The organism is Microbacterium sp. ARD32 (assembly GCF_031844385.1).
Classification (GTDB): domain Bacteria; phylum Actinomycetota; class Actinomycetes; order Actinomycetales; family Microbacteriaceae; genus Microbacterium.
Map to the genome: position 1 here is coordinate 1,452,631 of NZ_JAUZVD010000001.1, position 22,933 is coordinate 1,475,563.

General features: G+C 70.7%; 26 protein-coding genes. 13 read left to right on the top strand and 13 right to left on the bottom strand.

Going from position 1 to position 22,933, the window contains the following annotated elements; translation table 11 throughout:
- Positions 1-76: 76 nt before the first annotated feature.
- Complete coding sequence (locus Q9R19_RS06875) at positions 77-622, bottom strand: single-stranded DNA-binding protein (RefSeq protein WP_311255569.1); 546 nt, start codon at positions 620-622, stop codon at positions 77-79.
- A gap of 223 nt (positions 623-845) precedes the next feature.
- Between Q9R19_RS06875 and Q9R19_RS06880 the strand changes: the two genes are divergently transcribed.
- Both Q9R19_RS06880 and Q9R19_RS06885 read left to right on the top strand, forming a co-directional pair.
- The gene (locus tag Q9R19_RS06880) at positions 846-1,553 is read left to right on the top strand and encodes a 3'-5' exonuclease (protein WP_311255570.1); all 708 of its coding nucleotides are present in this window, start codon (positions 846-848) and stop codon (positions 1,551-1,553) included.
- 37 nt (positions 1,554-1,590) lie between these two features.
- Positions 1,591-1,872, top strand: coding sequence for a hypothetical protein (locus tag Q9R19_RS06885; protein ID WP_311255571.1), 282 nt, complete (start codon positions 1,591-1,593; stop codon positions 1,870-1,872).
- Positions 1,873-1,973: 101 nt separating this feature from the next.
- On the opposite strand, the gene Q9R19_RS06890 is transcribed toward Q9R19_RS06885, so the two are convergent.
- The 3 genes from Q9R19_RS06890 to glgA all read right to left on the bottom strand — a co-directional run bounded on the left by Q9R19_RS06890 (position 1,974) and on the right by glgA (position 4,318).
- Positions 1,974-2,231: a type B 50S ribosomal protein L31 gene (locus Q9R19_RS06890; RefSeq protein ID WP_311255572.1), complete on the bottom strand. Its 258-nt coding sequence runs from the start codon at positions 2,229-2,231 to the stop codon at positions 1,974-1,976.
- Between the two features lie 95 nt (positions 2,232-2,326).
- Positions 2,327-3,115 (bottom strand): ABC transporter ATP-binding protein, encoded by a 789-nt coding sequence (locus Q9R19_RS06895; RefSeq protein WP_311255573.1) that lies wholly within the window; start codon positions 3,113-3,115, stop codon positions 2,327-2,329.
- A gap of 18 nt (positions 3,116-3,133) precedes the next feature.
- Positions 3,134-4,318, bottom strand: coding sequence for a glycogen synthase (glgA, locus tag Q9R19_RS06900; RefSeq protein ID WP_311255574.1), 1,185 nt, complete (start codon positions 4,316-4,318; stop codon positions 3,134-3,136).
- A 46-nt stretch (positions 4,319-4,364) separates the two neighbouring features.
- Here glgA and Q9R19_RS06905 point away from each other — a divergent pair, with 46 nt between their 5' ends.
- Positions 4,365-5,606 (top strand): glucose-1-phosphate adenylyltransferase, encoded by a 1,242-nt coding sequence (locus tag Q9R19_RS06905; RefSeq protein WP_311255575.1) that lies wholly within the window; start codon positions 4,365-4,367, stop codon positions 5,604-5,606.
- 64 nt (positions 5,607-5,670) lie between these two features.
- Positions 5,671-6,306 carry a phosphoserine phosphatase SerB gene (gene serB / locus Q9R19_RS06910; protein ID WP_311255576.1) on the top strand — a complete coding sequence of 212 codons (636 nt, stop codon included), beginning with the start codon at positions 5,671-5,673 and terminating at the stop codon, positions 6,304-6,306.
- Positions 6,307-6,348: 42 nt separating this feature from the next.
- On the opposite strand, the gene Q9R19_RS06915 is transcribed toward serB, so the two are convergent.
- Complete coding sequence (locus Q9R19_RS06915) at positions 6,349-7,059, bottom strand: beta-ketoacyl-ACP reductase (protein ID WP_311255577.1); 711 nt, start codon at positions 7,057-7,059, stop codon at positions 6,349-6,351.
- Positions 7,060-7,205: 146 nt separating this feature from the next.
- Here Q9R19_RS06915 and Q9R19_RS06920 point away from each other — a divergent pair, with 146 nt between their 5' ends.
- Genes Q9R19_RS06920 through Q9R19_RS06935 form a run of 4 tightly spaced genes read left to right on the top strand, consistent with a single transcriptional unit; the run spans position 7,206 to position 9,204 of the window.
- Entirely contained in the window at positions 7,206-7,568 is a 363-nt protein-coding gene (locus tag Q9R19_RS06920; RefSeq protein ID WP_311255578.1) for a DUF3099 domain-containing protein, read from the top strand.
- Positions 7,565-7,762 carry a hypothetical protein gene (locus Q9R19_RS06925; protein WP_311255579.1) on the top strand — a complete coding sequence of 66 codons (198 nt, stop codon included), beginning with the start codon at positions 7,565-7,567 and terminating at the stop codon, positions 7,760-7,762. The genes Q9R19_RS06920 and Q9R19_RS06925 overlap by 4 nt, the downstream gene beginning before the upstream one ends.
- Positions 7,759-8,574 carry an SURF1 family protein gene (locus tag Q9R19_RS06930; protein ID WP_311255580.1) on the top strand — a complete coding sequence of 272 codons (816 nt, stop codon included), beginning with the start codon at positions 7,759-7,761 and terminating at the stop codon, positions 8,572-8,574. The genes Q9R19_RS06925 and Q9R19_RS06930 overlap by 4 nt, the downstream gene beginning before the upstream one ends.
- Positions 8,575-8,595: 21 nt before the next feature.
- Positions 8,596-9,204: a GrpB family protein gene (locus Q9R19_RS06935; RefSeq protein ID WP_311255581.1), complete on the top strand. Its 609-nt coding sequence runs from the start codon at positions 8,596-8,598 to the stop codon at positions 9,202-9,204.
- On the opposite strand, the gene Q9R19_RS06940 is transcribed toward Q9R19_RS06935, so the two are convergent.
- From Q9R19_RS06940 to abc-f, 3 genes are read right to left on the bottom strand one after another with little or no spacing between them, the layout of a single operon-like run.
- Complete coding sequence (locus Q9R19_RS06940) at positions 9,199-10,596, bottom strand: glycosyltransferase family 2 protein (protein ID WP_311255582.1); 1,398 nt, start codon at positions 10,594-10,596, stop codon at positions 9,199-9,201. The genes Q9R19_RS06935 and Q9R19_RS06940 overlap by 6 nt on opposite strands.
- On the bottom strand, positions 10,583-11,911 hold the full coding sequence (gene wecB / locus Q9R19_RS06945; protein ID WP_311255583.1) for a non-hydrolyzing UDP-N-acetylglucosamine 2-epimerase: 1,329 nt from the start codon (positions 11,909-11,911) through the stop codon (positions 10,583-10,585). The genes Q9R19_RS06940 and wecB overlap by 14 nt, the downstream gene beginning before the upstream one ends.
- A 41-nt stretch (positions 11,912-11,952) precedes the next feature.
- Positions 11,953-13,551, bottom strand: a complete 1,599-nt coding sequence (abc-f, locus tag Q9R19_RS06950) for a ribosomal protection-like ABC-F family protein (protein ID WP_311255584.1) — start codon at positions 13,549-13,551, stop codon at positions 11,953-11,955.
- Between the two features lie 149 nt (positions 13,552-13,700).
- On the opposite strand from abc-f, the gene Q9R19_RS06955 reads away from it, so the two are divergent.
- The 4 genes from Q9R19_RS06955 (at position 13,701) to Q9R19_RS06970 (ending at position 17,691) form a co-directional block, all read left to right on the top strand.
- Positions 13,701-14,375, top strand: coding sequence for a DedA family protein (locus tag Q9R19_RS06955; protein WP_311255585.1), 675 nt, complete (start codon positions 13,701-13,703; stop codon positions 14,373-14,375).
- Positions 14,376-14,383: 8 nt separating this feature from the next.
- Positions 14,384-15,604 carry a sensor histidine kinase gene (locus Q9R19_RS06960; protein ID WP_311255586.1) on the top strand — a complete coding sequence of 407 codons (1,221 nt, stop codon included), beginning with the start codon at positions 14,384-14,386 and terminating at the stop codon, positions 15,602-15,604.
- Positions 15,601-16,269 carry a response regulator transcription factor gene (locus Q9R19_RS06965; RefSeq protein WP_311255587.1) on the top strand — a complete coding sequence of 223 codons (669 nt, stop codon included), beginning with the start codon at positions 15,601-15,603 and terminating at the stop codon, positions 16,267-16,269. The genes Q9R19_RS06960 and Q9R19_RS06965 overlap by 4 nt, the downstream gene beginning before the upstream one ends.
- Before the next feature lie 111 nt (positions 16,270-16,380).
- Positions 16,381-17,691 carry an acyltransferase gene (locus Q9R19_RS06970; protein ID WP_311255588.1) on the top strand — a complete coding sequence of 437 codons (1,311 nt, stop codon included), beginning with the start codon at positions 16,381-16,383 and terminating at the stop codon, positions 17,689-17,691.
- A 39-nt stretch (positions 17,692-17,730) separates the two neighbouring features.
- On the opposite strand, the gene Q9R19_RS06975 is transcribed toward Q9R19_RS06970, so the two are convergent.
- Genes Q9R19_RS06975 through Q9R19_RS06985 form a run of 3 tightly spaced genes read right to left on the bottom strand, consistent with a single transcriptional unit; the run spans position 17,731 to position 19,602 of the window.
- Entirely contained in the window at positions 17,731-18,327 is a 597-nt protein-coding gene (locus tag Q9R19_RS06975) for a CbiQ family ECF transporter T component (protein WP_311255589.1), read from the bottom strand.
- Complete coding sequence (locus tag Q9R19_RS06980) at positions 18,324-19,022, bottom strand: ABC transporter ATP-binding protein (RefSeq protein WP_311255590.1); 699 nt, start codon at positions 19,020-19,022, stop codon at positions 18,324-18,326. The genes Q9R19_RS06975 and Q9R19_RS06980 overlap by 4 nt, the downstream gene beginning before the upstream one ends.
- A complete protein-coding gene (locus tag Q9R19_RS06985; protein WP_311255591.1) occupies positions 19,012-19,602 on the bottom strand; it encodes a biotin transporter BioY in 591 nt (196 codons plus the stop codon). Before Q9R19_RS06985 ends, Q9R19_RS06980 begins: the two co-directional genes overlap by 11 nt.
- A 77-nt stretch (positions 19,603-19,679) precedes the next feature.
- Here Q9R19_RS06985 and Q9R19_RS06990 point away from each other — a divergent pair, with 77 nt between their 5' ends.
- Complete coding sequence (locus Q9R19_RS06990) at positions 19,680-20,228, top strand: TetR family transcriptional regulator (RefSeq protein WP_311255592.1); 549 nt, start codon at positions 19,680-19,682, stop codon at positions 20,226-20,228.
- On the opposite strand, the gene Q9R19_RS06995 is transcribed toward Q9R19_RS06990, so the two are convergent.
- Positions 20,203-21,723: an MFS transporter gene (locus Q9R19_RS06995; RefSeq protein ID WP_311255593.1), complete on the bottom strand. Its 1,521-nt coding sequence runs from the start codon at positions 21,721-21,723 to the stop codon at positions 20,203-20,205. The genes Q9R19_RS06990 and Q9R19_RS06995 overlap by 26 nt on opposite strands.
- Complete coding sequence (locus Q9R19_RS07000) at positions 21,720-22,916, bottom strand: aminotransferase class I/II-fold pyridoxal phosphate-dependent enzyme (RefSeq protein WP_311255594.1); 1,197 nt, start codon at positions 22,914-22,916, stop codon at positions 21,720-21,722. The genes Q9R19_RS06995 and Q9R19_RS07000 overlap by 4 nt, the downstream gene beginning before the upstream one ends.
- Positions 22,917-22,933: the final 17 nt, after the last annotated feature.

The following is a 22,933-nucleotide window of genomic DNA, read 5'->3' on the forward strand; positions in this document are numbered from 1 at the left end:
CAGTCTAGGCGGTGCTCGAGTGCGATCCGTCTCCGCCGCTCTGCGGCGTCTCCCCGCGCGACGGCCGCGGAGGCCCTCACGAATACGCGAGCTCGGCGTCGGCGGTGCTCTCACCGCCGTCCGCGGTCGTCAGGCCGGCGGCTTCCCAGGCATCCCGCTCCTGCGCCGTGGACTCGTCCGCCGCGGTCTCGTCGTCCGCGGACGACGTGACGTCCGGTGTCGCCGGCGCCGCCTGGGCCTGCCCGGTGGTCGCCGCACGCTGACGACGCACGAACGCGCTCGTGCCCCAGCTGAGGTCGTGGCCGATTGAGTCGGCGGTGATCTCCGCGTCGACGCTCTTCCGTCCGCCCGACTCCCACTCCTTCAGCTTGAGCCGGCCGACCACGATCACGGGGTCGCCGCAGTGCAGCGACGCCTTGGCGTGCTCGGCGATGTGGCCGAACGCCGAGACGGCGTACCAGCTGGAGGGCGTCTCCACCCATTCCCCGGTGCGCTGATCGAGGTAGCTGGACGAGGTCGCCACGCGGAAGTTGATGACGGCCTTGCCGTTGCGGGTCTCGTTCTTGACGGGGTCGTTGCCGATGTTGCCGGCGATCACGATGGTGTCGTTCCTGATTGTCATGCTCTGCTCCTGTCTTGCCGGGATGAACCCCGGGTGAGAACAGCGTGCACCGCGGGGTGGGACCTTCATCGGCCTGATCGCGCGATGTGTGGAGAACAATTCGGATTCCGCGAATGTGCACACCAGTGCCGGGTCGCGCGCCGAGGGCGGATCGCCCCGCCGGTGAGCGAGGACTGCGGCGGGCCGCCGGAGCGACGTCGGTGGTGCGTCCTACGGTGATGCCATGACCACCACGATTCCGCTGCCGGCCTGGCTCACCCGGGTGGGCGTGTTCGATCTGGAGACGACGGGAGTGGACGTCGCGACCGATCGGATCGTCACCGCGCACGTCGGCGTGCTCGATCGTCACGGACGCGAGATCGCCGCCCGCGACTGGCTCGCCGATCCCGGCATCCCGATCCCCGACGGAGCGGCCGCCGTGCACGGGATCAGCACGGAGCACGCCCGCGCTCACGGTCGTCCCGCGGCCGAGGTGGTCGCACAGGTCAGCGCCGCGCTGCGGACGCTGTTCGCCCAGGGCATGCCGATCGTGGCGTACAACGCCTCGTACGACTTCTCGCTGCTGGCGCACGAGTCGGCGCGCCATGGGGTCGCGCCGCTGGTGAGCCCGCAGCCCGTGATCGACCCGCTCGTGATCGACAAGGCCCACGACCGCTACCGCCGCGGCAAGCGCACGCTGAGCGTCGTGGCCGAGCACTACGCCGTGCCTCTCGACGACGCGCACGAGGCATCGGCGGATGCCGTGGCCGCCGGCCGCGTGGCGCTGGCCCTGGCGAGGGAGTTCGCCCTCCCGCTCACGGCGGCTGAGCTGCACACGCAGCAGATCGGATGGGCGCGTGATCAGGCTGCGAGCCTGACCGAGTACTTCATCAGGGTGGGCCGGCTCGATCCCGCCGAGAGCGTGGACGGCAGCTGGCCGATCCGTGGCTGATCGCCTGAGCGGGCGACGAACGGCCTACGCTGTGAGCATGGGCGAGCTGTTCGGCTGGATGCTGGTCGCGGCGTGGTTACTGGTGCCGGTCGCCGGCGTCGTCATGGTGATCCGGTGGAGCATGTCCGCCCGCCCTGTCGAGACGAAGTACGACGGCTCCGGCGCCGGCCTGGTCGACGGCTTCGACGCGGTCTTCAACCCCGAGGCGTACGAGGCTCACATCGAGCGGGATCGGGCGACCAAGCGCACCGCTCCCGCACCCTCACCCGGCGATCCGCCCTGGGCGATCGACGGCGACCACATCCGCATCGATGTGTGATCCTGGTCGCCGCGCGGCCCGAGAAGACGGCTCGCACTCACCGAGCAGCGGACAGCAGAACGCCCCCGGATCGAGTGATCCGAGGGCGTCCTCTGCTGGCTTCAGCTCTGAGAGCCGCCGAAGTTCTTGAAGCGCTGGTTGAACTTCTCGACACGACCGGCCGAGTCCATGATGCGCTGCTTGCCCGTGTAGAACGGGTGCGAGGCCGAGGAGATCTCGACGTCGACGACGGGGTACTCCACGCCGTCCAGCTCGATCGTCTTGTCGCTGGTGACGGTGGAACGGGTGAGGAAGGTCTCGCCCGAGCCGAGGTCGCGGAAAACGACGGCCTGGTAGTCGGGGTGGATGTCAGTCTTCATGGGATTCCTTACGTGTTGCCCTGGATTGTGCCAGAGCGAGGGAAGTCTGCGATGCGATTGCACCAAGGATCTACTTTAGCAGTCCTTCGGCGGGCTCAGGAACGGGCCGCCCGCGCGGCGTAGCGCCCCTCGTCCACGGTCAGCGTGATGGGCATGCCGAACGCGTCACTGAGCGCCTCCGCCGTCAGCGTCTCGGCGATCGGCCCCTGGGCGACGGCGCCGCCCTCGCGCATCAGCATCACGTGCGTGAACCCGACGGGGATCTCCTCCACGTGATGGGTGACCATCACCATGGCCGGCGTCGTCGGCGACGCGGCGTAGCCGCTGAGCAGCTGCAGCAGCTCCTCGCGGGAGCCGAGGTCGAGGCTGGCGGTCGGCTCGTCCAGCAGCAGCAGCTCCGGGTCGGTCATCACGGCGCGCGCGATCTGGACGCGCTTCTGCTCGCCGTCGCTGAGTGTGCCGAACAGGCGGTCGGCGAGATGATCGAGCTTCCAGTCGGCCAGCACGCGGCGCGCACGACGCTCATCGATGCTCTCGTAGTCCTCGTTCCAGCGGCCGAGCACGGAGTAGGCGGCGGTCATCACCGTGTTCAGCACGGTCTCCTCCCGCGGGATGCGGCGCGCCATCGCCGAAGAGGCGAAGCCGATGCGCGGGCGCAGCTCGAACACGTCCGTGCGCCCCAGAGTCTCCCCCAGCACCGTCACGGTTCCCGAGGTGGGGTGCATCAGCGTGTCGGCGAGCTGCAGCAGGGTCGTCTTGCCTGCACCGTTCGGGCCGAGCACCACCCAGCGCTGATCCTCAGTGACCTGCCAGGTGACGTGATCGACGATGTGACGCCCCTCGCGGCGCACGACGACATCGGTGAGATCCAGGGCGCTCGACATGCTGTCCAGCCTATCGGCTCAGGCCGTCAACTCCTCGTACAGCGCGCGCGTGGTGTCGGCGATCGCGCCCCAGCTGAAGCTCGTGCGCGCGCGCTCTCGGCCGGCGGCGCCGTACTCCGCGGCGCGCTCCGGGTCGCCGGTCACCTCGGTCAGCCCGGCGGCGAGGTCGGACACGAACTGCTCGGGGTCGACGGGCGTTCCTGTGCCGTCCTGCAGCTGCTCGATGGGCACGATGCGGCCGGTGACGCCGTCCTCCACGACCTCGGGAATGCCACCGGTGCGCGTTCCCACCACCGCGGCACCGCAGGCCATGGCCTCCAGGTTGACGATGCCCAGCGGTTCGTACACCGAGGGGCACACGAATGTCGTGGCCGCTGTGAGGATCGCCGAGAGCTCGTCCCGCGGCAGCATCCGCTCGATCCAGATCACACCCTGCCTGGTCTGCTGCAGCAGGCGGACGAGCTCCTGCACCTCGGCCATGATCTCCGGGGTGTCCGGTGCACCGGCGCACAGCACCAGCTGCACGTCCGGAGGCAGCAGCCGGGCGGCGCGAAGCAGGTACGGCAGGCCCTTCTGGCGGGTGATCCGCCCCACGAACACGACCGACGGCCGCGAGGCGTCCATGCCGATGCTCTCCAGGAACGCCGCGTTCTGCACCGGACGCCAGCGCTCCACGTCGATCCCGTTGTGGATGACGCGCACCCGCGCCGGGTCCACCTGCGGGTAGCTGCGCAGGATGTCCGCGCGCATCCCGGCGCTGACCGCCACGATCGCCGCGGCGTTCTCGTAGGCGAGCCTCTCGATGCCGCCCGAGACCGCGTAGCCGCCGCCGAGCTGCTCCGCCTTCCAGGGCCGCAGCGGCTCCAGGCTGTGCGCGGTGAGCACGTGCGGGATGCCGTGCAGCTGCGAGGCGAGGTGCCCGGCGAAGTTGGCGTACCAGGTGTGGCTGTGCACGACATCGGCTCCCGCGACGTCGCCGACCATGGTCAGGTCGGTGCCGAGGGTCTGCACCGCGGGGTTCGCGCCGGTCAGCTCCGCAGGCGTCCGATACGCGTGCGTGCCCGGCTCGTCCCGTGGGGAACCGAACGCCCGCACCTGCACGTCGATGCTCCGTCGCAGCGCGGACACCAGCTCGGCGACATGCACTCCGGCGCCACCGTAGATCTCCGGCGGATACTCCTTGGTGATGATGTCGACTCGCATGACTGCACGGTAGTACATCCGCCATGGTCCGCTCTATTGTGGAGCCATGTCGGCACCTAAGAAGGTTTTCGGGATCATCCTCGCCGGCGGCGAGGGCAAGCGACTGATGCCCCTCACGGCGGATCGCGCGAAACCGGCGGTGCCGTTCGGCGGTCAGTACCGGCTCATCGACTTCGCGATATCGAACCTGATCAACTCGGGGCTGAGACAGGTGGTCGTGCTGACGCAGTACAAGTCGCACAGCCTGGACCGGCACGTGTCGCAGAACTGGCGGATGTCCGCGCTTCTCGATTCCTACGTCACCTCGGTCCCCGCCCAGCAGCGGCTCGGCAAGCGCTGGTTCTCCGGGTCGGCCGACGCCATCCTGCAGAGCCTGAACCTCATCAACGACGAGAAGCCCGACATCGTCGTGGTCATCGGCGCCGACCACGTGTACCGGATGGACTTCCAGCAGATGGTGGACGCCCACATCGAATCCGGGGCGTCCGCCACGGTCGCCGGCATCCGCCAGCCCCTCGCGCTGGCCTCGCAGTTCGGCGTGATCGACGCCGACCCGGAGACGGGCCGCATCCGCCAGTTCCTGGAGAAGCCCGCAGCGCCCGCGGGACTGGCCGACTCGCCCAACGAGGTGCTCGTCTCGATGGGCAACTACGTCTTCGACACCGACGCCCTCATCGCCGCCGTGGAGGCCGACGGCGAATCGGCCAGCTCGGGTCACGACATGGGCGGCGACATCGTGCCCTACTTCGTCGACCGCGGCGAGGCCGGTTACTACGACATGAAGCAGAACGATGTGCCCGGCTCCTCGCCGCGGGACCGGTCGTACTGGCGCGACGTGGGAACGATCGACTCGTACTTCGACGCGCACATGGACCTCATCTCCACGCTGCCGATCTTCAATCTGTACAACACCGTCTGGCCGATCCGCACGCAGACGGTGAACACCCCGCCGGCGAAGTTCGTGCGCGACGCCGTCGGGCGCATCGGAAACGCGATCGACTCGATCGTGTCGGCCGGGTCGGTGCTCTCCGGCACGCACCTGGAGCGCAGCGTGGTGGGCGTGGGAAGTCTGGCATCCGGCGGCTCGACCATCACCGACTCCGTGCTGCTGGACGGGGTGATGGTCGGGGCGGGCGCGAGGGTGCATCGGGCAGTGCTCGACAAGAACGTGATCCTCGAGGACGGCGCGACCGTCGGAGTGGACCGGGAACGCGATCTGGAGCGCGGCTTCACCATCACCGACTCCGGCATCACCGTCGTCGGAAAGGGCGTCCTCATCGAGCGCTGAGGCCGGATGCCCGGATGACGACATCCGGGCGTCCGCCGGCCGATCGGGCCGATACGCTCGACGGGTGACCGCCGCGCGCTTCCTCGTCGTCCTCGATGCCGATTCCACGCTCATCCGCAATGAGGTGATCGAGCTGCTCGCCGACGAGGCCGGGCGCCGTGCCGAGGTGCAGGCCGCGACCGAGGCCGCGATGCGCGGCGAGGTCGACTTCGCCGCGAGCCTGCGCTCGCGAGTGGCCGCGCTGAAGGACGTACCCACGGACGCGTTCCCGCGCGTGCGCGCACGGATCGAACCGACCCCCGGCGTGCACGAGCTCACGGCCGCCGTGCACGAGCGCGGTGGCGTCGTCGGCGTCGTCTCCGGGGGGTTCCACGAGATCCTCGATCACATCGCGCCCGGGCTGGGCGTGGACCGCTGGCGCGCGAATCGCCTGCGCGTGTCGGAGGATGCGCTGGTCGGCGAGGTCGAGGGGGACATCGTGGATGCCCGGGTGAAGGCCGAGTCTCTGCAGCAGTGGGCGGCCGAGCTCGGCGTCGCCCCGCACGCCACGATCGCGATCGGCGACGGCGCGAACGATCTGCTGATGATGGAGGTGGCGGGCCTCGGTATCGCGTTCAACGCCAAGCCGGCCGTGCGCGCGGCCGCGGCCCTCGTCGTCGGGCCGCAGGACCTGTCCCAGGTCATCCCGCTGCTGCCCTGACCCACCACGCGACGCGCGCGGGCGGGTGATCGACGGCGCGGATCAGTGGCCCATGCCCAGACCGCCGTCGACCGGGATGACCGCGCCCGAGATGTAGCCCGCGTCGTCGCCGGCGAGCCAGACGACGGCACCCGCGACCTCGTCGGCGGTGGCGAACCGGCCGGCCGGGATGCTGGCCTTGTACTGCTTCTGCGTCTCCTCGGGCAGCTCCGCCGTCATGTCGGTCTCGATGAAGCCAGGAGCGACGACGTTGGCGGTGATGCCGCGTCCGCCGAGCTCGCGCGTCAGAGAGCGCGCGAAGCCCACCAGGGCGCTCTTGGATGCCGCGTAGTTCGTCTGCCCGGCGGAGCCGTACAGCCCGACCACGCTGGAGATCAGGATCACTCGGCCGAACCGGGCGCGCAGCATGCCCTTCGAGGCGCGCTTGACCACCCGGAACGATCCGCCGAGGTTCGTGGCCACCACGCTGTCGAAGTCCTCCTCGCTCATGCGCATCAGCAGGGTGTCCTTGGTGATGCCGGCGTTGGCGACGACGACCTCGACCGGTCCGAGCTTCTGCTCGACTTCGCCGAACGCGGCGTCGACCGACGCGGCATCCGTCACGTCGGCGCGCACCGTGAGCGTGCCCTCGGGGCCCTCGCCGCTGCGTGCGGTCACCGCCACACGGTAGCCGTCGCGCACGAAGCGCTCGGCGATGGCGCGGCCGATGCCCCGGTTTCCGCCGGTGACGAGGACGACGCGGTCGGTGCTCATGAGGACTCCTGACTGTCGGGACGAACGCACGTCATCCTATCGATCCGGATGCCGCCCCGCGGCGTTCGCGACGCGCGTCCGGGCGCGGGGGAACGGCGCGGGGGAAGGCATCCCGCGCCGCGTGCGCGGCGTAGGCTGGAAGCACCGTGAAGAGCACCCGACGTCCCCCATCCGTCACCTCGCTGCCTGAGGCACCGCAGGACGAGGCGAGACGACGCGTGCGCCGGTACGCGATCACGATGGGCATCCGCACGGTGTGCTTCATCCTGATGGCTGTCATCCAGCCGATCGGGTGGTGGACCTTCGCGTTCGCCGCCGGAGCGATCTTCCTGCCGTACATCGCGGTCGTGGCCGCGAACGCCGGTGCCGACAGCACCCCGGTGACGGTGGAATCGCCCGCTCTCGAGCTCGAGGCGCGGTCGCCTGCCGAAGACCCCGCCGCCCCGCGGGTGATCACCGTCCAGGAGGCCGCCTCCGAGCCGCCCGCCGAGGAGGAGGATCCGCGATGAGCGCGGAGTTCGAGTGCGCGCGCGCAGCGTGCCGGGCCGCCGCCACGCATCACATCGTCTGGCGCAACCCGCGCATCCACAGCGAGGACCGCAGGAAGATCTGGCTGGCCTGCGATGAGCACGTGGGGTTCCTCAGCGATTACCTGCGCACCCGGGACTTCCCCGTCGAGGTTCGTCAGGGGCTTCCGGCGTGAGGCAGCGGCTGCTGCGCTGGAGCGGATATCTGCTGGTCGCGATCCTGTTCGCCATCGCCTGCGCGTACCTCTCGCACTGGCAGTTCGACCGCAACGAGCAGAAGGCCGCGCAGATCGCGCTCGTCGAGCGCAACTACGACGCGACGCCCGTCCTTCTCGACGAGGTGGTCGACGCCGACGGCGAGCTGGACGCCGAGGCCGAATGGCATCCGGTGCAGCTGCACGGCGAGTATCTCGCGGATCAGCAGCTGTACGCGCGCAACCGGCCGCACGGGGGCACGAGCGCGTTCGAGGTGCTCGTCCCGTTCCGGCAGGACGACGGGCGGGTGCTGCTCGTCGATCGCGGGTGGGTCCCTCCGCGCGAGAACAGCACGCCCGCCACGACGCCCGCTCCCCCGTCGGGCGAGGTCACCGTGGTCGTGCGGATGCGTCCGGGTGAGCGCCTGCCCGCCTCGGGACGCAGCGCACCCGAGGGCCAGGTCCCCACGATCAATCTGCCCACGATCGCCGAGCGCGTGAACCCGGATCTGATCACCGGGGGCTACGGGCAGCTGGTCTCCGAGGATCCTGCGCCCGAGACCGGACTCGGCGCCTTCGAGGCGCCCACCGAGGACCCCGGCCCGCACCTCTCCTACGCGATTCAGTGGATCCTGTTCGCCGTGATGGGCTTCGCGTTCATCTTCTATGCGATCCGCACCGAGATCGTGAAGGCCAAGGAGGATGCCGGTGAGCGCGTCCCTCGCCCGCCGCGCCGCCGTCGCGACCGCGATGCCGACGATGAGGACGCCCTGCTCGACGCCGTCGGCCGCTGAGCCGCGCGATAGCCTGGAGGGATGCCGTTCCGTGAGCTCTCCCGCGACGTGAAGGCGCCGGGTCTCGTCGGCGCGCGCTCCTCGCTGCGTGACGCGTTCCGCGACTCGGGACTCGGGCTGCGGCGCGGGGTCGTGGAGCTCTCCCCGGCATCGGATGCCTGGGCGCGGACCTTCTCCGTCGTGCAGGAAGCGCTGGCGGCGACGGCACCGGCATCCGTCGTCGCGATCGAGCACATCGGCTCGACCTCCGTCCCCGGGCTCGACGCGAAGCCGATCCTCGACGTCGGGATCGCGGTGCGCTCCGGCACCGAGCTCGCCTCGCTGGATGACTGGCTGATCGGCCTCGGAATGCTGCTGCGCGGCGACGCGACCGACGTGCGCCCCGACCGCATGTACGGCTACGAGCTGGAGCCGATGATCCGCCTGGCCAACGTGCACGTCGTCGAGGCCGGTTCCGAGGCGTTCCGACGCTACCTGCGCTTTCGCGACCACCTGCGCGCGAACCCGTCTGACCGCGACGCGTACGCGGCTCTCAAGCGCGCGCTCGCCGCACAGCATCCCGACGATCGCCTCGCCTACATCGACGGCAAGGCCGACTTCATCACTGCCCGCCGCGACGACGCTTCATGACTCAACGGGCTCGATCGCCTCGCGCTTGGTCTTCGCCCAGCTCTTCGCACCGGTCAGCTGGCGCAGGAGCGAACGGTAGACCACCGGATAGATCAGCCACGAGTAGAACAGATAGAGGTGGGCGAGCGCGATGCCCGCGACCGCGCCCGCGAAGCCGCGGCCCCGCCGAGCCAGCAGCACGCCGACCACCCCGGGCAACGCCGAGAACACGTACGCGAGCACGACGATGAACACGGTCATCGGAGGGCGGGAGATCCCGGTCGCGAGGAACACCACGCTCAGGACGACGGTCAGTCCCACCCAGGCCTGCACCACCGGCGTGAGCAGATACCAGAGCTGGTCCCACTTCGGAACGAGACCGACGTGCCTGTTGCGCATCGTCGCGGCGAGCAGATCGAGCACCTGCCATCCGCCCTGCGCCCAGCGCGTGCGCTGACGGTACAGCGCGCGCAGCGAATGCAGGCCCTGCTGCTCGATCACCACGTTCGAGGCCTGCGCACCCCGCCACCCGGCATGGATGAGCCGCAGTCCGATGTCCTGATCCTCGGTGAGCCTCCCCGCGCGCCACGGCCCGACCCGGCCCTCGGCATCCTGCACCGCGATCTCGTCCAGCGCCGCGAGCCGGTTGAACTGCCCGTTCCCGCCCATGTTCGCGGTGCCCCAGCCGGTGCGGCCCAGCTGGAACACCGTGCCGAACACGCCGAACTCGAGATCCTGGGCGATCGTGAGCAGGCCGTCCCGGTTGTAGATGCGCACCTGCGACTGCACTCCCCCCGTGCGGCCGTCGGCGAAGAAGCGCGCCACCCGGCCTGCCATCGGGTCCAGACGCCCGTCCGCGTCGACGATCGTGACGATCACCCGTGCCGGATCCCAGCCGCGATAGGGCCCTTCGGCGAGCACCTGCCGGTGCAGATGACGCCACGCGTCGTTCAGCGCCTCGGACTTTCCCTGCCGCGCGTTCGGCGCGATACGCGTGAGCACCGTGAGATCGGGTTCGCTCATGCCGGCGAGCACGGCGCCGGTGCGGTCGTCGGAGCCGTCGTCGATGACGAGGATGCGCTTGTGCGTCACGCGCACCTCGCTGAGCCTGCCGACCGAATCGGCGATCACCGTCTCCTCGTTGAGCGCGGGCACCATGAACACCCACAGGTAGTCCTGCTCGTGCGCGAGTTCGTCGCCGCTGGATCGTGCGCGCGCCGCCCTGCGCACCTGGGAACCCGCGCGGACGGCGAGGATCAGCAGCGAGACCGTCGAGACGATCACCAGCACGGCCGCGATGACGAAGATCGGCGCCGCCCAGATCGGCAGACCGTCATAGATGTGCACGATGAAGCGGCTGGCGCCGCCGAGCCATCGCAGCACCTCCGCCCAGAAGACCTCAGGATCCGGCATCGGCCGCGTCGTCCTCCATGCCGAGGCGCCTGCGCACCGCCGTGCGCAGCCCGCTGCCGCTCAGCTCCTGCGGCGGCGGTCCGTCCCGCAGCACGTGCTCGAGCGCCTGCACGATGCGCTCGGACGCCCTGCCGTCGCCGTACGGGTTGGCCCGCGACGCCCGGCGCGCGTGCTCGGCGTCATCCTCGATGAGCAGCGTCGTCTCGCGCACGATGCGGTCGGTGTCCGCACCGACCAGCACGAGCGTCCCGGCGTGCACGCCCTCCCCGCGCTCGGTCGTGTCCCGCGCGACGAGCACGGGGGTGCCGAGCGACGGCGCCTCCTCCTGCACCCCGCCGGAGTCCGTGATGATGAGCCTGGCCGCGGCCATCAGCCGGGCGAAATCGGCGTACTCCCTGGGCTCGACGAGATGCACGTTGCCACGATCCCCGAGCGCGTCGAGCATGGGCTGCCGAGCAAGCGGGTTCGGATGCATCGGCACCACGAACGACGCGTGCCCGTGGCGCTCTGAGAGGATGCGCACGGCGGCGGCGATGCGGACCAGGCCCGCACCCCAGTTCTCCCGGCGATGAGCAGTCACCAGCACCAGCGGATGCTCCGGGGTCGCCTGCAGCGCTTCCAGTCCCGCCCCGAAGCCGCCCTCCTGACCGGCCGCCCAGTGCAGCATGTCGATCGAGGTGTTGCCGGTCACCACCACCCGGTCGTGATCGACCCCCTCGCGCACGAGATTCATCTTGTTGTCGGGAGTCGGCGCCAGGTGCAGCGCGGCGATGCGGGAGATGAGCTGCCGGTTCCCCTCCTCGGGGAACGGCGAGAGCAGGTTCGAGGTGCGCAGCCCGGCCTCGACGTGCACGACGGGGATCTGCAGGTTGAACGACGCCAGGGCGGCGGCGGCCGCCGAACTCGTGTCGCCGTGCACCAGGCAGGCGACGGCCCCGTCGACCCCGCGCCGCCCGTCGGCGGCGTACTCGGCCGGCACCGTGCTGCTCGACCAGACGCGGTCGATGCCGACCATGACCCGCGCGAACATCTCGTTCAGTGTCGGCCTGCGGTCATCGACGACAGCGGAGGCGCGCAGGTTCGCGTCGACCCGCATCCCCACCCGGCGGATCAGATCGTCCACGAGGTCGGTGTGCTGGCCCGTGGAGATGACGACGGGGCGGAAGGTGCCGGAGTCCTGCAGGGCACGGATCACCGGGATCATCTTGATCGCCTCGGGTCGCGTGCCGATCACCACCAGCACGCGAGTGCGCTCACCATAGGGGATCACGAGCGCCTCCTCTCGCTTCGTCGGCCCGCCGGCGGCGAGGCTCATCCTTCACGATAGCGACTCGGCGCATCGTGGCTCGCCGGTGCTCATGCCAGCTCGATCAACTCCTGGTACTCCCGGTTCCAGATGTCCTCGACACCGTCGGGCAGGATCAGCACGCGCTCCGGATTGAGCGACTCGACGGCTCCGGGATCGTGCGACACCAGCACGACAGCGCCCTCGTAGTGCGCAAGCGCACCCAGGATCTCCTCGCGCGAGGCGGGATCGAGGTTGTTCGTCGGCTCGTCGAGCAGCAGCATGTTCGCGGAGGACACGACGAGCGTCGCCAGCGACAGCCGCGTCTTCTCACCGCCGGAGAGCACACCTGCGGGCTTGAGCACGTCGTCGCCGGTGAACAGGAACGAGCCCAGCACCTTGCGCGCCTCGGTCTCGGTGATGTCGGGGGCCGCCGACATCATGTTCTGCAGCACTGAGCGGTCCACGTCCAGGTTCTCGTGCTCCTGCGCGTAGTAGCCGATCTTCAGCCCGTGGCCGGGCTCGAGCACGCCGGTGTCGGGCCGGTCCACTCCCGCCAGGATCCGCAGCAGAGTCGTCTTCCCCGCGCCGTTCAGCCCGAGCACGACCACCTTCGAGCCGCGATCGATCGCCAGGTCGACATCGGTGAAGATCTCCAGCGAGCCGTAGGACTTCGACAGTCCGGATGCCATCAGCGGCGTCTTCCCGCAGGGTGCGGGCTTCGGGAAGCGCAGCTTGGCGACCCGGTCGACCTGGCGCACCTCCTCCAGTCCGCTCAGCAGCTTCTCGGCGCGCGCGATCATCTGGTGCGCCGCAGCGGCCTTGGTGGCCTTCGCGCCGAACCGGGCGGCCTGCAGCTGCAGCTGGGTGGCCTTCTTCTCGGCGTTCGCGCGCTCCTTCTTGCGCCGCTCCTCGTCCGCCACGCGCTGGCGCTGATAGTGCTTCCAGCCCATGTTGTAGATGTCGATCACCTGGCGGTTCGCGTCCAGATAGAACACCCTGTTGACCGTCTCGCCCACCAGCTCGACGTCGTGACTGATCACGATCAGCCCGCCCTTGTAGCCCTTGAGGAACTCCCGCAGCCACACGACGCTGTCCGCGTCGAGATGGTTGGTCGGCTCGTCGAGGATCATCGTCCCGGCATCCGAGAACAGGATGCGCGCCAGCTCGATGCGCCGGCGCTGACCGCCCGAGAGCGTCTTGAGCGGCTGGTCGAGGATGCGATCCGGCAGCGAGAGGTTGTTGGCGATGGAGGCCGCCTCGGCCTCTGCCGCATAGCCGCCGAGCGACTCGAAGCGCTCGGTGAGGTTTGCGAACCTGCGCATGGCGCGCTCGGCGATCCTCGGATCCTCGGATGCCATCTCGTGCGACGCCTTCGTCATCCCCAGCTGCAGCGTGCCGAGGCCGCGCGCGTCGAGGATGCGGGTGCGGGCGAGCATCTCCGGGTCGCCGGAGCGGGGATCCTGCGGCAGATAGCCGAGTTCCCCGGATGAGGTGACCTTGCCGTCCGAGGGCAGCACGTCGCCGGCCAGCACCTTCGTCAGCGTGGTCTTACCCGCGCCGTTGCGACCCACCAGTCCGATCTTGTCGCCGTCGGCGACGCGGAACGACACGCCCGACATGAGCACACGCGCGCCCACGCGGATCTCGAGGTCTTGCACGGCGAGCACAGCGATGGTCCGTTCATCTGGAGGGGAGGTCGGCCGAAGGGCCAGCCTCCCAGTATACGTGCCGCCCGCGCGAGGACCCCTCTGAGGTATGACGGCGACGATACCCGGGAGTGATGTGCACCCGTGCATCCGCTTCGTAGGTTCCTGGGGTGGACATCATCAACGAGCTCATCCTGCAGGCGTCGTCATCTCCGTGGCTGTACCCGGTGATGTTCGCCGTGGCCGTGATCGACGGGTTCTTCCCGCCGGTGCCGAGCGAGACCGTGCTGGTCGCGTCCGCGGCCCTGGCCGCGTCATCCGGCGAGCCGGATCTCGTGCTGCTGTGCGCGGTGGCCTCGGTCGGCGCGATGATCGGCGACAACATCGCCTATGCGATCGGCCGGTCGATGGGAACCGACCGGTTCGCGTGGATGCGTCGCCCGCGCATCGCCCGTGCCTTCGCGTGGGCTCAGCGGTCGCTGGATCGCCATGGCGCCGCCCTCATCCTCGGCGCGCGGTACATTCCGGTGGGCCGGGTGGCCGTGAACATGTCGGCCGGCGCGCTCGGCTACCCGTGGCGCCGTTTCCTGCCCGTCAGCGCCGCCGCGGCACTGACCTGGTCGGCGTACAGCGCGGGGATCGGTCTGCTGGCGGGGCACTGGCTGAGCGGTCAGCCGCTGCTGAGCGCGGCGCTCGGCGTGGTGCTGGCGCTGCTGGTCGGCGTCGTGATCGACCGCGCGACCACCGCGCTCCGGCGCAGGCGCGCACCGCGGGTGCCGCAGGCGACTGCGGAGGCGAAGTCGGAATCGCTCCCCGTCGAGACGGGATGCGTCGAGGTGGGATGATGAGTGCCATGCCGAAGCAGAAGCGCCGCGAGCACGAGCGGTCACGGCGCCCGTCTGCAGGGCGCGACCGCGGCACGCTGATCGTCATCGTGCTGGGCGTGGTGGCCATCGCCCTGCTCAGCGTCATGGCACCGGTGCACGCCGCCGTCTACGGCAGCGACGTCGCCGCCACGATCGTGTTCGCCGGGGCGGCCGCCGGCGCACCGCTGGTCGCCCTCAGGCATCCGAGCATCGCCGCGGCGACGTTCACGATCGCCGCTCTCGCTCTCGCCCTGCTCATCCCGGAAACGCGCACCCTCACCGGCCCCTGGCCGTGGACGGTGCCGCTGCTGATCGCATTCGCCGTCACCGTGGCGACGCTGACCATCGCGCACGGATGGCGACGCGGCCTGACGCTGTACCTGCTCGGCTCGCTCGCCGGCGTAACCGCCTCCGCGACCGTGCCCACGACACCCAGCGGCAACTCGCTCATCGTCACCACCTCCATCGTCGGCGCCGTCCTGCTGGTGGCGGCTCTGCTCGCCGGACGGCTGCGCGTCGGCGCGGAGCTGGACCGCCAGCGCCGCGTCTCGGCCGAGGAGCAGGAGCGCCGGCTGCAGATCGAGGAGCGCACGCGCATCGCGCGGGAGCTGCATGACGTCGTCGCGCACAGCATGTCCGTGATCCAGGTGCAGGCATCGACAGCGCGGTATCGCCTGCCCGACCTGCCCGAGGTCGCGATCGCCGAATTCGAGGACATGGCGGCGACCACCCGCGGATCGCTGGCCGAGATGCGCCGGCTGCTGGGCGTGCTGCGCACCGAGGATCAGCCGGCCGAGCTCGCGCCGCAGCAGGGCATCGATGCGATCCCGGGGCTCGTCGAGAGCATCCGTCGCGCCGGGGCGGACGTCTCTCTCGAACTCGTCGCGGCGAATCTGTCGGCCGTGTCCGCCGGCGTGCAGGTCACCGCCTTCCGGATCGTGCAGGAGGCACTCAGCAACGCGGTGCGACACGCGCCGGGCTCCCCGATCACGGTGCGGATCGGCCAGGATGCCGAGGCGGTCAGCGTTCGGGTGCACAACGTCGCCGCGACGGATCCGGCGCCCGCGGCACCGGCGGGTCACGGCCTGCGCGGCATGCGCGAGCGGGTGGCCCTGGTGGCGGGTACGCTCGAGACCGGTCCGGATCCGGACGGGGGCTGGACGGTCATCGCCGTCCTCCCGTGGACGCAGAAGCAGGAGAACGCGTGACGATCGAGCTGCTCATCGCCGACGACCAGGCCATGGTGCGCGCCGGCTTCGCGGCGCTGCTGGATGCCCAGGACGGCCTCCGCGTGACGGGTCAGGCCGCCGACGGGCGGGAGGCCGTGGCGCTCTCGGCGCGCCTGGACCCCGATGTGATCCTGATGGACGTCCGGATGCCGGAGCTGGACGGGATCGAGGCGACCCGCCGCATCCTGGGTCCGTCGTACCCGGCGGCCAAGACGCCCCGCATCCTCATGCTCACCACCTTCGACATCGACGACTACGTGTACGACGCGCTCGAAGCGGGGGCGAGCGGCTTCCTGCTGAAGGACGCCCTGCCCGACGAGCTGGTCCACGCCGTGCGTGTGATCGCCGGCGGCGAAGCGCTGCTCGCACCGCGGGTGACCCGCCGGATGATCGAGCACTTCGCCTCGCGTCGCCCTCGCGCCGCGCGCCCGCACCCGGCGCTGAACGACCTCACCGAACGCGAGCTCGAGGTGCTCACGCTGATCGCCCTCGGCCGCTCCAACCACGAGATCGGCGCCGAGCTGTTCATCGCCGAGCAGACAGTCAAGACCCACGTCGGCAAGGTGTTCGCCAAGCTGGGTCTGCGCGACCGCGTGCACGCGGTCATCCTCGCCTACGACGCAGGTCTGGTCGAACCCGCCTGAGCGTGCGGACCCGCTCTCACCCCAGGGTATGAGCGAGTCGGGTCCGTGGCGTGATGTGCGGCATCGCACCGCCTCCTTAGTCTCCTGGCAACTGACCAGGAGAGGCTCTTCATGCACATCCCCACATCACATCGCGACAGCGCGGTCGATCTCGTTCGCGCCCTGGCCATCGCAGGCGTCGTGGTCCTGCATTCCCTCATGGTCGGGGTGACGCTCTCACCGGAGGGCCCCCTGTTCTCCAACGCCGGTGAGGTCGGCGGCTGGATCGTCCCCGTCAGCTGGGTGATGCAGGTGATGCCGATGTTCTTCGTCGTCGGCGGCTTCGCGGGCATCACCGCCCTGCGCGCGCAGCGCCGGCGCGGTACGCGCGGCACGGTCTTCGCGGTGTCCCGCGTGCGCCGGCTGCTGATCCCCGCCATCGCCTCGGTGGCGACCGCGGGCGTCGCGCTGGCGCTGCTGTCGGATGCGGGGCTGGATGCCGAGCTCGTGGACACGGCCGGATACCGTTACGGTCAGCCGCTGTGGTTCCTGGGGGTCTTCCTGGTGCTCCAGGCCATGCTGCCCGCCCTCGTGCGCCTGCACGAGAGAGCACCCCTGCGCACGATCGGCGCTCTGGCCGCTGCATCCGTGGTGGTCGACGTCGCCCGCGTGATCAGCGACTCCGACGGCATCGGCTACCTCAACCTGCTCTTCGTCTGGGCCACCATGCAGCAGCTGGGCTTCCTCCTCGCCGACGGCCGCATCGACGCGCTCCCGCGGCGCACCCGCATCACCGCCGCGGCCGTCGCGCTCGCACTGCTGCTCCTGTCGTTCGGAACGGGATTCCACTCCCCCGACCTCATCGCGAACACCAACCCGCCCACGACCGCGCTGCTGCTGGTGGGTGTCATCCAGACCGCCGCATTCTCCCTGTTCAAGCCGCAGCTGACGGCGTTCGCGGAACGTCGGCCCGTCGCGGCCTTCACCCGGTTCGTGTCGGCTCGCGCCATGACCGTCTACCTCTGGCACATGCCCGTGCTGCTCGCACTCGCGGGCCTCACCGCGCTGAGCGGCATGATCACCGGTGATCAGCTGCCTGCGCTCGCCTCGGGCCAATGGTGGCTCAGCCGCCCGCTGTGGCTCGTCTGCACGCTGGGCACCACCGCGCTGCTGGTCGTGCCGCTGTCGCGCCTGGAGCGCATCACCGCTCCGATCGACACCTCTCCGGCTCGCGCCGCCATCGCCGTGCTCCTCGGGGCATCGGCCGTGGTGCTCCTGCTCGTGGCCGGCACCTCGCCGGTGACGGCGACGATCGCCATCGCCTCCTGGCTCATCGCCCTGCACCTCACGGGAATGCCGCGGGCTGCGGCTGCGATCCCTGCGGTCCCGGGGATCGCACTCAGCCGAGGTAGAGCTCGTGATGTCGCACGCATCCCGGGTTGAAACCGGCGCCGTGCACGACGTGCGCGCCGATCGGCACGGTCATCGCGCGATCCCCCGTGCCAGCAGCGCATCGCCGACGTCGTCCGCATGCTTCATGGTCAGCACGAGCAGCGGCAGCGCCGCGCGCGGACCCAACCTCGTTCCCCGCGCCTGCTGGGCGTCGCGCACCTGAGCCGCCAGCGCGGCGACCACGGGGATCATCGCGATGGCCAGTGAGAGAGTCATCGCGACGGTTTCGGGATCGACGCCGGCTCGGCGCAGCGGGCGCAGCAGTCGGCGCAGCGCATCCAGCAGGTCGCCCATGCGCGTGGTGCGCGTCACCAGGTCGGCGAGCAGCAGCAGAGCCACGACGCGCCCCGTGCTGACGACGGCGACCTGCCAGGATGCGAACGCCCACAGCGCCCCTCCGAGCACGAGAATGAGCCAGCGCAGCCGCCACCAGCCCCCGCCGAGCGCGCTCAGCGGCAGCGCCCCTGCGGGATAGAGCGCAGAGACGACGACCAGCACGATGATGGACCCTGCCACGCCGATGGGGGCGAGCGAGAGCACGAGCGCGGTCACGGCCAGTCCACCCAGCTTCGCGAGCACCGGCATGCGGTGCAGGATTCCGGTGCCGGGACGGTAGAGCGAGATCACGCGCAGCTCCGGCGATACTCCGCGATCACGTCGTCGGGTGCCCCGACGGCGCGCACGCGCCCGTCTTCGAACAGCACCGCCTCGTCGCAGCGCGCAGCCAGGTCCAGATCGTGCGTCACGAGCACCACCGGCACGTCCAGGCCCAGCAGCAGTTCGCCGATCAGACGGGCGTTGCGCAGGTCGAGCAGGGTGGTCGGCTCGTCTGCGACGACCAGCTGCGGCTCGGTCGCGAGCACGGAGGCGATGGCCAGCAGCTGCCGCTGGCCGCCGGAGAGAGCGGATGCCGGCACCTCCGCGCGGTCTGCGAGGCCGTAGCGCTCGAGGATCTCCGCCACCCGCGCCGACCGCTGAGCTGCAGGCAGCTCACGCAGCGAGAGAGCGACGTCCTCGGCTGGAGTGGGCATGAGGATCTGCGCCTCGGGGTTCGTGAACACGAAGCCGACACGTCGGCGCAGCCGCGCAGCATCCCGCTTCGGATCCAGGCCCTGCACGCGAACGGTTCCCGACGTGCTGCTCCGGAGTCCGTTCAGCAGCCGGACGAAGGTGGACTTTCCCGAGCCGTTCGCTCCGATCACGGCGGTCCGCGCTGCACTCAGGCGCAGGTCGACATCCTGGAGCAGCACCGCTCCGTCGACCTCCACCCCGACCGCATCGCACACGATCGCGGTGTCGACGGCGGTCCGGTCATCGTGCATGCGCGGCGGATGCCTGTGCTCTCGACAGCCCGATCGGGAACGCCCGCGGATATGCGCGCCGCAGGGCGACGGACAGCAGCACGGCTGCGATCGCCTTCAGCAGGTCTCCGGGGAGGAAGACCAGGCTGGACACCACGGTCGGTCCGATCGGCACGCCGGTGACGAGGGCCTGCACCGGGATGCCGAAGAGGTACACCACCACGATGCCGCCGAGGATCGTGGCGGCAGCCGCGCGCCACCAGGTGAACCGTCCGCTGTGCGCGATCAGCCCGATGACGATCGAACCTGCGATCCACCCGGCCAGATAGCCGGCGGTCGGTCCCACCAGCACGCCGAGCCCGCCGCGCCCGCCGGCCAGCACCGGAAGGCCCGCCGCCGCGAGCGCGAGCACGACGAGGATCGCCAGCGGAGCGCGCCGCGCGCCGAGGACGAGCCCTGCGAGCATGACGCCCAGGGTCTGCGCGGTGATGGGCACTCCGCCCGGCAGCGGGACGACCACCGTGCCGAGCACGGCGATCAGTGCGGCGAAGACGGCGATCCGGGCGAGATCGGCGCCGAGTGCGCGAGGAGCTTCGGTCATCACGGGTCCTTTCGGCAGAGACGACGGCATTCCACCTGAACACCGTTCACCTGAACGATGTTCACTATACTGGTCGCATGTCTCCGGCACGACACGACCGCCACAGCGTGGTCGACTGCGCTCTGCGGCTGCTCGACGAGGTCGGGCTGCCCGACCTGACCATGCGGCGCCTGGCCACCGAGCTCGACGTGCAGCCGAGCGCGCTGTACTGGCACTTCGCCAGCAAGCAGGAGCTGCTGGCGGCCGTCGCCGATCGCATCCTGGATGCCGTGCCCGAGCCGGATCCGCGCATCGGGCCCGCAGGCGTCGCCGCCGCGGTGCGCGATGCGCTGCTCGCCTACCGCGACGGCGCGGAGGTCGTGCTGAGCTCGTACGCGCTGCGCCTGGGCTCCCGCCGCGCCCAAGATGCCCTGCGCGCCGCGCTGCGCGACGAGGACCGGTCCGCCGCGGACGCGCTGTTCGAGTTCATCCTGGGCCACGTCATGCTGCTGCAGCAGCGCATGCACGCGCTGAGCATCGGAGCCGTGCAGGACGAGGCCGCGGACCCGACACCGGACTCCGACGCGGTGTTCGCCGCCGGCATCCGCGGCTTCGCCGCCCTCAGCGCCTCCCGTCGCCCATCCTGAGGCCCGGCAGCAGGGCCAGCAGCAGCAGCCCGATCGCCAGCAGGTATACCGTGATGTACCCCGAGCCGCCGATGGGCAGCAGCACGAAGCCGAGACCGGCCACCGCGATCAGCACGGCCGACCCGGTGGAATCCGCGATCGACAGGGCCGACGAGTTGAACCCCTCATCGGCGGTGGTCGAGTACGCCAGCGTCAGCACGGTGAGCCGCGGGTAGAGCAGCCCCATGCCCGCGCCGGCGAAGAACCAGCCGGTCACCACGATCCACGGGTCGGCGCCCAGGATGCTGACGGCCAGCGCCGACGAGAAGCCGACGGCCATGAGCACGGTCGAGAGCGTGACGATCCGCGCGCTTCCCAGCAGATCGCCGTAGCGCCCCTGCACCGCCGAAGCGCCCGACCAGCCGAGAGCGGACAGCGTGAGCGCCAGGCCGGCGACCGTCGGCGAGAACTCGAACCGGTCGATCAGCAACCGGGGCACGTACGCCTCGGCGGCGAAGAACGCCCCGGCGGCGATGGCGCGCATGAGCACCACGCTGGGCAGCCCGGACGCCGCCCGCAGCGACCCGACGGGCAGCAGCGGCAGCAGTGCGACGCCGATCACCATGATCGCGACCACGGCGATCGCCGCACCCGTGCCCGGACCGCCCAGCGCCGCAGGCAGGTCGGCGGCGAAGCCGACGCTCACGGCGCAGACGGCCACCAGCACGGCCAGCAGCAGCCGCACGGCGACGCCGACCCGGCGGCGTGCGCGCCCGGCACGGGCCTCCGGCACGACCGGGACGGATACCGGCGCGACGGGCACGGATGCCGTCACGACGGGGACGGATGCCGTCACGACGGGCGCGGATGCCGGTTCCCCGGAATCGGACGCCGGTTCCCCCGTGCGGCCGGGATCGCCGGCATCCGCCGCCAGAGAGACGCCGCGCAGCCGGACGGCGACCAGCGCGAATGCCGCGACCGTGAGCACGGCGACGCCCAGGAACGCCCACCGCCAGTGCAGGAACTCCGTGACGGCGCCGGCCAGGAACGGTCCGACCATCGACGGCACCACCCAGGCCGCCGCGTAGGCCGCGAAGATGCGTCCATGCAACTGCGGCGGATAGAGCCGGGCCACCACCACGTAGAGGGCGACGGTCTGCCCGCCCGCGCCGAGCCCCTGGATCAGGCGTCCCGCGATGAACGTGTACATGTCCAGCGCCAGCCCGGAGACCAGCAGCCCCACGGCGAAGAGGGCGACGGCCGTGTACAGCGGCGGGCGGGGGCCGCCGCTGTCGCTCCACGCGCCCGATGCGACCATTCCGATCACCCCGGTGGCCAGCGTCGCCGAGAACGCCACCGCGAACAGCGCCTCGCCGTCCAGATCGTCGGCGACCACGGGCATGACGGTGGTGACCGCCAGCGCTTCGAGCGCGGCGAGGAAGATCAGCACCACGGTGCCGACGGTGATCCCCAGGCGGCTGCGATCCCAGATCGTCGGCGGAGCGGGCGTGCTCACAGGCCGGCCGCGCGCTCGTGCACGGCCGCGGAGATCGACGCACGCGCGCGGGCGATGCGCTCGACGGCCTCGGCGAGGATCTCGGGGCCGGTGCCGATGTTGAACCGCACGTGCCCCGCTCCCTCCGCGCCGAACGCCGGGCCGAAGTGCAGCGCCACCCTCGCCTGCCGGAGGATCTGCTTGGCGGGGTTCGGGCCCCAGCCCAGGTCGGTCAGGTCGACCCACGCCAGATAGCCGGCATCCGGCATCCGGTACCGCGCCTCGGGCAGGTGCTGCGCGAGCAGGGTCGCCAGCAGCCTGCGGTTCTCGTCGAGCGTGACGAGCAGGCCGTCCAGCCAGTCGTCGCTCTGCGGGGAGAACGCCGCGACCGCGGCCAGCATCCCGAACTGCCCGGTGCGCCATTCCACCTCGATCGGCAGGGAGCGCAGCACCGCGGTGGTGGCGTCGGACGCCGTGATCATCAGCGCGCACTTCAGGCCCGCGAGGTTGAACGCCTTGCTGGCGCTGGTCACCGCGTAGCCGATCCGCGCGGCGGCCTCCCCGCTGGCCAGGAAGGGCGTGAAGACCGCGTCGGGCTGCGTGAGGGGTGCGTGGATCTCGTCCGAGATCACGACCACACCATGCTGCTCGGCCATTCGTGCCAGCGCGTCGAGGGAGGCGGCGGAGTGCACCGACCCGGTCGGGTTGTGCGGATTGCACAGCAGCACGGCGCGCGCGCCGTCGGCGAGAGCGTCGCGGATGCCGTCCAGATCGAGCTCCCAGCCGCTTCCGGTGTCGCGCAGCGGCACGCTCTGGGCGACACCGCCGGCCTCCTGGACCAGGTCGAAGAAGGGCGGGTAGATGGGCGGGTTGACGATCACCCGGTCCCCCGCGCGGATGACCCGCCGGAGGATCTCCACGATCCCCATGCTCACGTCCGCGGTGGAGCGCATCCGGCCGGGCTCCGCCGCCCACCCGAAGCGCCGGCTCGCGAAGCCGGCATAGGCCTCCGCCAGAGGCGTCCGCGAGGCCACGTACCCGGTGTCGCCGGTGCGGACCGCACGCTCCAGCGCGGCGGTGACCGCGGGTGCGAGCGGGAAGTCGGTCTCCGCGACGAACAGCGGCAGCACGTCGTCGGGATACTCCCGCCACTTCTCGCTCGTGCGCCGCCTGAGCTCATCGAGAGGGAGTGCGCGGATCGGTGCGGCGGTCATGGCCTTCAGCCTACCCA